Source organism: uncultured Chitinophaga sp. (assembly GCF_937874145.1).
Classification (GTDB): Bacteria; Bacteroidota; Bacteroidia; order Chitinophagales; family Chitinophagaceae; genus Chitinophaga.
The window spans coordinates 1-8,735 of sequence record NZ_CALNBI010000221.1 but is presented as its reverse complement, the minus strand read 5'-3'; the positions used below and the strand labels follow the sequence as shown (position 1 = coordinate 8,735).

8 protein-coding genes are annotated in these 8,735 nt (G+C 55.1%); 2 read left to right on the top strand and 6 right to left on the bottom strand.

Annotated features, from left to right (window positions below):
* Window positions 1-548 (bottom strand): POTRA domain-containing protein (locus Q0510_RS10670; protein ID WP_298710999.1); only part of this gene is annotated, 548 nt, incomplete at its 3' end.
* An 86-nt stretch (window positions 549-634) separates the two neighbouring features.
* Between Q0510_RS10670 and Q0510_RS10665 the strand changes: the two genes are divergently transcribed.
* On the top strand, window positions 635-1,372 hold the full coding sequence (locus Q0510_RS10665) for an RNA methyltransferase (protein WP_298710996.1): 738 nt from the start codon (window positions 635-637) through the stop codon (window positions 1,370-1,372).
* On the opposite strand, the gene Q0510_RS10660 is transcribed toward Q0510_RS10665, so the two are convergent.
* Window positions 1,365-2,531, bottom strand: coding sequence for an FtsX-like permease family protein (locus tag Q0510_RS10660; RefSeq protein WP_298710993.1), 1,167 nt, complete (start codon window positions 2,529-2,531; stop codon window positions 1,365-1,367). The two genes, Q0510_RS10665 and Q0510_RS10660, sit on opposite strands and share 8 nt — an antisense overlap.
* A gap of 62 nt (window positions 2,532-2,593) precedes the next feature.
* Here Q0510_RS10660 and Q0510_RS10655 point away from each other — a divergent pair, with 62 nt between their 5' ends.
* A complete protein-coding gene (locus Q0510_RS10655) occupies window positions 2,594-3,886 on the top strand; it encodes a DUF5103 domain-containing protein (RefSeq protein ID WP_298710990.1) in 1,293 nt (430 codons plus the stop codon).
* Here Q0510_RS10655 and Q0510_RS10650 read toward each other — a convergent pair.
* The 4 genes from Q0510_RS10650 to fsa form a co-directional block, all read right to left on the bottom strand.
* The gene (locus Q0510_RS10650; protein WP_298710987.1) at window positions 3,883-5,232 is read right to left on the bottom strand and encodes an NAD(P)/FAD-dependent oxidoreductase; all 1,350 of its coding nucleotides are present in this window, start codon (window positions 5,230-5,232) and stop codon (window positions 3,883-3,885) included. The genes Q0510_RS10655 and Q0510_RS10650 overlap by 4 nt on opposite strands.
* 255 nt (window positions 5,233-5,487) lie before the next feature.
* Complete coding sequence (locus tag Q0510_RS10645) at window positions 5,488-6,195, bottom strand: MIP/aquaporin family protein (protein WP_298710984.1); 708 nt, start codon at window positions 6,193-6,195, stop codon at window positions 5,488-5,490.
* Between the two features lie 38 nt (window positions 6,196-6,233).
* Window positions 6,234-7,730, bottom strand: coding sequence for a glycerol kinase GlpK (glpK, locus tag Q0510_RS10640; RefSeq protein WP_298710981.1), 1,497 nt, complete (start codon window positions 7,728-7,730; stop codon window positions 6,234-6,236).
* A 178-nt stretch (window positions 7,731-7,908) separates the two neighbouring features.
* Complete coding sequence (fsa, locus tag Q0510_RS10635; protein WP_298710975.1) at window positions 7,909-8,559, bottom strand: fructose-6-phosphate aldolase; 651 nt, start codon at window positions 8,557-8,559, stop codon at window positions 7,909-7,911.
* Window positions 8,560-8,735 lie beyond the last annotated feature (176 nt).

Genomic DNA, 8,735 nt, shown 5'->3' with positions numbered 1-8,735 from the left:
ACTTTCGCGATGGCGGTGTCGGGGATATCGTAGGTGATTTTACGGATAACGAAATTCTTTCCGGTGTTGACGTCGTAGGTCACGGAGGCTTTCTGGCCGCTTACATCCTGCCGCGATTGTACGTTGGCGTAGAAATAGCCCTGGTTATTGAGGTAAGCGACCATCCTTTCCATGGATTCCTTGGTTTTGACGGAATCGTAAATGACGGGGGCTTCGAGGTTCCTTTCACTGAGCATGAGGTTCCAGAACCAGTTGCTTTTCTTTTCGTAATTCTTTTGATTATAGAGCCAGACTTTGAGCCGCGATCCCAGGAATTTCTGGTTGGGCTGCTGAAGCATGAGGGAACGGGAGGTGAGGTCGTTTTTCAGGTCGGTCTTTTCCGCGGAGGTGAGCGTTCCTTTGATATCGACGTCGGTATCCACGAGGAGGCTTTGATTTTCCTGGAGGTAGCGGGTGTTGGAGCAGGCGGCAAGAAACAGGCATACCATCAGCCAGAGCATGTGCTGGCGGGGCAATCCGGATGAGGATGGGTATGTCGGTTTCTTCACTGTCAGATTGAATTAACGGGTAAGTGCCGGGCCCGCCGGGGCGGGATGTGTTGGCTGAATGCCGGAATTCACGTAGGTTTGACCCTATGTTATCAAAGGCGCAAATTAAATATATTACTGGATTACAGCACAAAAAATACCGTCAAAAATTTGGCCAGTTTATCGCCGAGGGGGATAAGATCGTGCAGGAATTACTGGAAACGGGTTCCGGCGTGAAAACCGTTTTCGCTACCCGCGAGTGGCTGCTAGACCACCGCGAGCTGGCCGAGAAGGCCGCCGGTATTGAAGTGCTGGAAGTTGCGCCCGAGGTACTGAAGCAGTTATCGTCGCTCTCCACCCCCAACCGGGCATTGGCGCTGGCCGACATCCCGCCCGCCCGCGACTTTGTTCCGGAAGGCGTTTCCCTCGCGCTGGAAACCATCCAGGACCCCGGCAACCTGGGCACCATCATTCGTATAGCCGACTGGTTTGGCATCCGGCAGGTGGTGTGCTCGCCCGACTGCGTGGACGCCTACAACGCCAAAACCATCCAGTCGACCATGGGCAGCTTCCAGCGGGTGACCGTCGTTATCCGCGACATCCCGCAGTTCCTGGAAAAATACGCCTCTCTCCCCTCCTACGCCGCCACCCTTCATGGCAACGACATAACACAGACGCAGAAAGTGTCTGCAGGCATCATTCTCATCGGCAACGAGTCGCGCGGGCTGAGCGAGGAAACCCTCCGCCGCAGCAGCCATCACATCACCATCCCGCGCCTTGGCCAGGCCGAATCGCTGAATGCCGCCGTGGCCACAGGGATCATTTGCGGAAGGCTCCTTATTTAAACTGGATCGCCCGCACCGGCAGTATCCGCCGGATGAGCAAAGATGGGATGATGAGGACCAATACGCATATCACCAGCGTTCCCACATTAATCAACGCCACCTTCCACCACTGGATGGCGATAGGCGCCACCGACATGTAATACGCCTCTTCCGGGAGGCGCAGCAGGCCCGTGGATTGCTGGAGGAACGCCAGGCCCAGGCCCAGCGCGTTGCCGATCAGGATGCCCGCGATCACGATGTAACCCGCCTGGTAGAGGAATATGCCCTGGATGGAAGTGTTCCGCATGCCGAGGGCTTTCAATATGCCCACCATGTTGGTCCGTTCCAGTATCAGGATCAGCATCGCCGTAATCATGTTGATCACCGCCACGATGGTCATGATGATGAGGATGATCGTTTCGTTTTTGTTTTGCAATCCCAGCCAGTCGAAGATATTTGGATAGATTTCCTGCATGCTGCGCAGGCCCAGTTCGGCGTTGATGATTTCGTCGCTGATGGGGCCCGCGGCGGCGTCCATGTCGCTGAAACGGTGCAGGTGTACTTCGTAGCCGCCGATTTCGTCGGGCGCCCAGTCGTTGAGGCGCCGGATGAGGTTGATGTCGCCGATGACGTAGGTTTTATCGTATTCTTCGATGCCGGTTTTGTAGATGCCGCAGACGGTCAGCTTGCGAACGCGCGGCGGGAGGCCGTCGCCCCGCATGAAATACATGAACATGGCGTCGTTCAGCTTAAGCCCCAGTGCGGCGGCCGTGCTGGCGGAAACCACCACCTCGGAGGCGTATCCGCTGTCCTGCACCGTAGTGGCGCGGCCCTCGATGAGGAACGGGAGGGGCTGGCCGGCGGGTGAGCCTTTAAAGATCATCCCTTCGGTTTCGCGGCCTTTCTTGACGATGACGGATTTGGTGGCGAAGGGGCTGACCGTTTTCACCTGCGCAATGGCGGAAAGGCGTTTTACGAGGGAGGCATCTTCGGGGAAGGGGTCCTGTTCGGTGAGCGCTCCCCCGGCCGCGCGATACTCCGTAATATGGTAATGCCCCCAGAAACTGAATATCTTCTCCGATATCACCTGCTGGAACCCGTTGATCATTGCCGTGGCGATAATCATCACCGCCACGCTGAAAGCGGTAGCCGCCATCGAGATATTGATGATAGACGGCAATAAACATGGAGATGCGCATCCGCGAATTTATACATTTTAGAAATTCATTGTAAATTACAGCTATGAGGATAGTTGCTTTTGTTTGCTGCTCCCTGGCAGCCCTATTGTTTTTCCCCGGCGCAAAAGGTCAGGTCAACACCATCACGCCCGACCATATCTACCACCAGAACATCGCCACGGTAAAACTGACGCCCCCGGGAGAAATGCTCGGCCTGCCCATCATCGCCCTCAACTCGGGCGACCAGCTGGAGCTGCAATTCGACGATCTTCAAGCCGAAATCAAATCCTACTTCTACACCCTTCAACTCTGTAATGCAGACTGGACGCCCGCTTCCGTCAACACCATCGACTACCTGCGCGGCTTCTCCGAAGTGCAGATCCGCGATTACAAGTTCTCGAGCGTGGCGCTGCAGAAATACGTGCATTACAAGGCCCGCATCCCCAGTTCCAACTCCACGCCTACACGGGCCGGCAATTACCTGCTGAAAGTGTACCTCGACGGCGATACCAACCGCCTGGCATTTACGCGCCGGCTTATGGTCATCAACAACAAATCCGGCGTGGCAGGATGGATCTCCCAGCCCACTAATCCCAAACTTTTCCGCAACTCCCAGAAAATCAACGTCTCCGTCAATACGAAAGGCCTCAACATTCAAAACCCCTTCGACCAGCTCAAAATCGTCATACAACAGAATTTCCGTTGGGATAATGCCATTACGGGCATCAAACCCATGTTCATCAAGGGAGATGTGATCGAATACAATGCGGAGCAGGACTGCATCTTCCCTGCGTTTAAAGAGTGGAGATGGGTGGACCTCCGCAGCTTCCGGCTGCAGACGGAGCGCGTCCGCAACACGCAATACCTCCGCAACGGGACCGTCATCAATGTGATGCCCGACGTTCCCCGCGATAACCAGATCTATCAATACCTCCGCGATATCAATGGTATGTACGACCCCGCCACCATCGAGGATTACAACATCCAGTTCGAAGGCGACTACGCGCGCGTGAACTTCAATTTTCCCATGAAAGAGCCCTTCGCCGGGTACGATATGTATATTTTCGGCGAACTGACGCAGTACGAGCTGAACGACCGCAACAAGATGGTCTGGAACGGTGAAAAGGGCGCTTATGAAGGAGCGCTTTTCCTCAAACAGGGTTATTACAACTATGTTTACGGCCTTGTCGACAAAACCCGGCCCAACGCCCCCATGAGCACCGAATTTACGGAAGGTAACTGGTGGGAGACAGAAAATGCCTACACGGTCCTCGTATACTACCGGACGCTCGGCGGCCGGCACGATGAACTGGTAGGCATGCTCCGGATGAATTCCCTCACCAACAGGCAGCGCTAAGGCGTTTGTGTGACCTGCGGCACCTGTGGATCGGCCTGGTATATCGTTTGTCTTAGTTTGACGATGTTGGCTGCGCCGCGTTTGATGATGATGCGCGTACCGCGGTCGTAGGTGAAATACCGGTACACCCAGTTGATCATTACCACCAGTTTATTGCGGAAACCCAGCAGGTTCAGGAGGTGCACTATCATCCACGCCACCCAGGCGATGTACCCGCTCAAACGGATACCTGCAAACTCCGTCACCGCGCGGTTGCGGCCGATCGTGGCCATAGAGCCGAGGTCCTTGTATTTAAAGGGTTTGAGCGCTTTGCCTTTCAGTACGTTGCAAAAATTCTTACCCAATTGCTTGCCCTGTTGCATGGCCACCTGCGCCACCATCGGATACCCTTTGGGGAAACGCTCATCGTTGATCATCTGTGCGATGTCGCCGATGGCGTAAATATTTTTCGTGTCTCTTATCAGGTTAACGTCGCTCACGTGTACACGGCCGTTAGGCAGCATGGCTTCTTCCGGCAGGCCGGGGATCGACATGCCTTTTACGCCTGCCGACCAAATGAGGGACTGCGTTTGGAGGGTTTCCCCGTTACCGAGGGTGAGCGTAAGGCCGTCGTAATCTTTCACGGCTACGTTGGTGAGCACTTTCACGCCGATATGTTCGAGCGCCGCCTTTGATTTGCGGCTCGTTTCTTCAGACATGCCCGCCAGCACGCGCGGCCCCGCTTCGATCAGGTACACTTCCATCAGGTGAATGGGCAATTCCGGGTAATCTTTGGGAAGGATGTATTTGCGCAGTTCCGCAAACGCCCCGGCCAGCTCCACACCCGTAGGACCAGCACCCACCATCACGAAGTTCAGTTTGGGCTTAACGGTGGCTTCGTCGGTGAACAGCAGCGATTCTTCGAATTGCTTCAGCACATAATTCCGGATCTGCACCGCTTCGATGAGGGATTTCATCCCGATGGCATGTTCTTCGATCATCTTGTTGCCAAAGAAGTTTGTATTGGAGCCCATGGCGAGCACCAGGTAATCGTAAGAAATATCGCCGATATTGGTTTCGAGCATGTTATTGGCCGCATCCACGCTTTTCACTTCCGCCATCCGGAAATGGAAATTCTTTTGCTTTTTGAAGATGCCGCGCAGCGGGAAGGCAATGCTGTCCGGCTCCAGTCCTGCTGTTGCCACCTGGTACAGCAATGGCTGGAAAAGATGATAGTTGTTCCTGTCGAGCAGCACCACCTGTACTGCGGCCCTTCTGAGTGATTTGGCCAGATTGATCCCGGCAAATCCGCCGCCAACGATCACCACCCTGGGAAGCTTTGAATCCGGTAAGTTCGGTTGTATCATGGTTTTTGCGTTTAAGATGGTACAACATCGTGGCCACAAATGCCATACCACCGAATATTTCTCAAAATTACAAAACTTTCAGGATAAAATGAAAGATTTGAAAATAATGAATAAAATATCCGGTGGGCAAAGGCTCCGGAAATCATGTACCAAAGAGGAAACAGTACAGGGGCGGGATTGTTGGCTGGAAAAAAGGAGGGCGCACCCCGGAAGGGATGCGCCGTTTTGTTGTGTTTATGTTATGAAAGATCGGGACTATTTAAGAGCGAGATGCAGCGCGGTGGCCAGCAAAGCGCCGATAATGGGCCCCACAACGGGGATCCAGGCATAACCCCAGTCGCTGTCGCGCTTGCCTTTGATGGGCAGAATAGCGTGCGCGATTCGGGGGCCGAGGTCGCGGGCGGGGTTGATGGCATAACCAGTCGGCCCTCCCAGGGACAAACCAATCGCCAGCACCAGCAAGGCTACGGGCAGCGCGTCTACCGCACCCAGGCCCACGTCTCCTTTCGCGATGTAAAACACGCCGAAAATGAGGACGAACGTACCGATGATTTCCGTCACCAGGTTGGGAATGGTGCTGCGGATGGCGGGAGCCGTGCAGAAAATACCCAGTTTGGCGTCGGCATCAGGCGTAATGTCGAAATGCTGTTTGTAAGCGGCGTAAACACCGCAGGCGCCGAGGAATGCCCCGAGCAGCTGTGCGCCGATGTACATGGGCACCTGGTCCCAGGTGATATTGCCGGCCGCTGCCATGGCGATGGTTACGGCAGAATTGAGGTGCGCGCCGCTATAGGCTCCCACGGCAAAAACGCCTACAAAAACAGCCATGGCCCAGCCAAAGGTGATAACGATCCATCCGCCGTTCTGGCCTTTGCTTTTATTGAGCAGGCAATTCGCCACCACCCCGTCGCCGAGGATGATGAGGAGCGCCGTGCCGATGAGCTCTGCAAGGAAAATTGACATAGTCGGGTTTTGTTTTGATCAGTTCTGGAAATATGGAATTATTCTTCTGCCCAAACTTTAGCAGCTTTTACGGCCCGCGCCCATCCTTTGGTGAGCTCCGCACGTTCAGCATCCGCCATTTCGGGTTTAAAGCACGCATCTTCCTGCCATTGCTGGCGGATGGTGTCGATGCTATCCCAGAACCCGGTGGCCAGCCCGGCCATGTAAGCAGCCCCCAGCGCGGTGGTTTCCGTCACTTTGGGCCGCACCACATCGGTATTCAGGATATCGGCCTGGAACTGCATCAGCAGGTTGTTGGCCGTAGCCCCGCCGTCAACGCGCAGCTCCCGGATCGGCATGCCTGCGTCGGCTTCCATGGCTTTGAGCACATCCATCGTCTGGTACGCGATGCTGTCGAGCGCGGCGCGGGCGATGTGCGCGTCTTTGGTGCCGCGCGTCATGCCAACGATGGTGCCGCGGGCGTATTGGTTCCAGTGCGGCGCACCCAGCCCGGCAAAGGCCGGCACGAGGTACACGCCATCGGTATGTTCCACTTTATTGGCAAGCGCCTCCACGTCGGCACTATGACGAATGATGCCCAGTCCGTCGCGGAGCCATTGCACTACGGCGCCGCCGATGAAAATACTGCCTTCGAGCGCGTAAACCGTCTTCCCGCCTACCTGCCAGCCAATTGTTGTCAAGAGGTTGTTGCCGGAAGTGATGGCTTTTTCGCCGGTGTTCAGCATCATGAAGCAACCCGTTCCGTAGGTATTTTTCACCATGCCCGGTTCGATGCACATCTGCCCGAAGAGCGCGGCCTGCTGGTCGCCGGCGATACCCGCGATGGGAATATTGAACGGTGTGAGGGTGGCTTCCGTTTCCCCGTACACTTCGCTGGAGGCGCGTACGTCGGGGAGCATGGATGCGGGGATGTCCATGAGCTGCAGCAGGGATTCGTCCCACTGCAGGGTATGGATATTGAAAAGCATGGTCCGCGAAGCGTTGCTTACGTCGGTGATATGCAGCCTTCCTTTGGTGAAGTTCCAGATGAGCCAGGAATCCACGGTCCCGAAGGCCAGTTCGCCAGCTTCCGCCCGCTGGCGGGCGCCTTCCACATTATCGAGGATCCATTTCACCTTGGTGCCGGAGAAATAGGCGTCTACGATGAGGCCCGTGCGGGAACGGATGTCTTCCGCCAGGCCTTTTGCCCGCAGCTCGTCGCAATAGGCTGCCGTACGGCGGTCTTGCCAAACGATCGCGTTATACAGCGGTTTGCCGGTCTTCCGGTCCCATACGATGGTGGTTTCCCGCTGGTTGGTGATGCCCATCGCCGCGATCTGGTCGCCGCTGGCGCCGGCTTTCACAATCACTTCGGCGGCAACGCCGGCCTGGGTAGACCAGATCTCGTTCGGATCATGCTCCACCCATCCCGGCTGGGGATAAATCTGTTTGAATTCCTTCTGCGCAACTGCAACGATGTTTCCCCCGCGGTCGAAGAGGATTGCCCGGGAACTGGTGGTTCCCTGGTCCAGGGCCATGATGAATTTTGCTTCCATGCGAAACTGTTCTGGCTATTTGTTTAATATGATGAAATGTATTGTCTAACGTGGTACCTAGCTTTACGAGGTAGTAAGATACTAGGAATATTTTAAAAGTAAAAAAAATTTCAGCCGGTAATAAAAAAGGCCGGCCCGGCATAAACCGGGGCGGCCTTATAATAAGATGGGAGGAAGATTACATTTTCTTCGCGTCTTCCAGGAACTTGGCCAGGCCGATGTCGGTCAGGGGATGTTTCAGGAGGCCGAGGATGGAGTCGAGCGGGCAGGTGCACACGTCGGCGCCATTTTCCGCGCATTTCACGATGTGAAGGGCGTTGCGGATGGAAGCGGCAAGTACTTCGGTTTTGAAGCCCTGGATGCTGTAGATCTGGGCGATCTGGGCGATGAGCTCGATACCATCCCAGCTGCTGTCGTCGATACGGCCGATGAAGGGCGATACGTAAGAAGCGCCGGCTTTGGCGGCGAGGATGGCCTGCCCGGCGGAGAAAACGAGTGTGCAGTTGGTACGGATGCCGTTGTCGGTGAACCACTTGATGGCTTTCACGCCGTCTTTGATCATCGGTACTTTCACCACGATATTCGGATGAATGGCAGCGAGTTTCTTGCCTTCTTCGATGATGCTGGCGAAGTCGGTCGACAGCACTTCGGCGCTCACGTCGCCGTCCACCATTTCACAGATGGATTCATAATGTTTCAGGATGGCTGCTTCGCCTTTGATACCTTCCTTGGCCATGAGGGAGGGGTTCGTGGTTACACCGTCCAGGATGCCCAGGTCGTTCGCCTCCTGGATCTGCGCCAGGTTAGCTGTATCAATAAAGAATTTCATAAAGAAAGATTTAGTATTTCAGTTTTTGCGATCTGCAAAACAACAAACTAATTTCGGAAAATAAAAGGAGAATAAAATGGTGCGGATGCTTGCCTGAGGGGAAAAAAAAGTGGCAAGTTACTTATATCGCACCGCTTCAACCGCCTACCCTTGCTACATTCCTGTCCTGGGGGAGT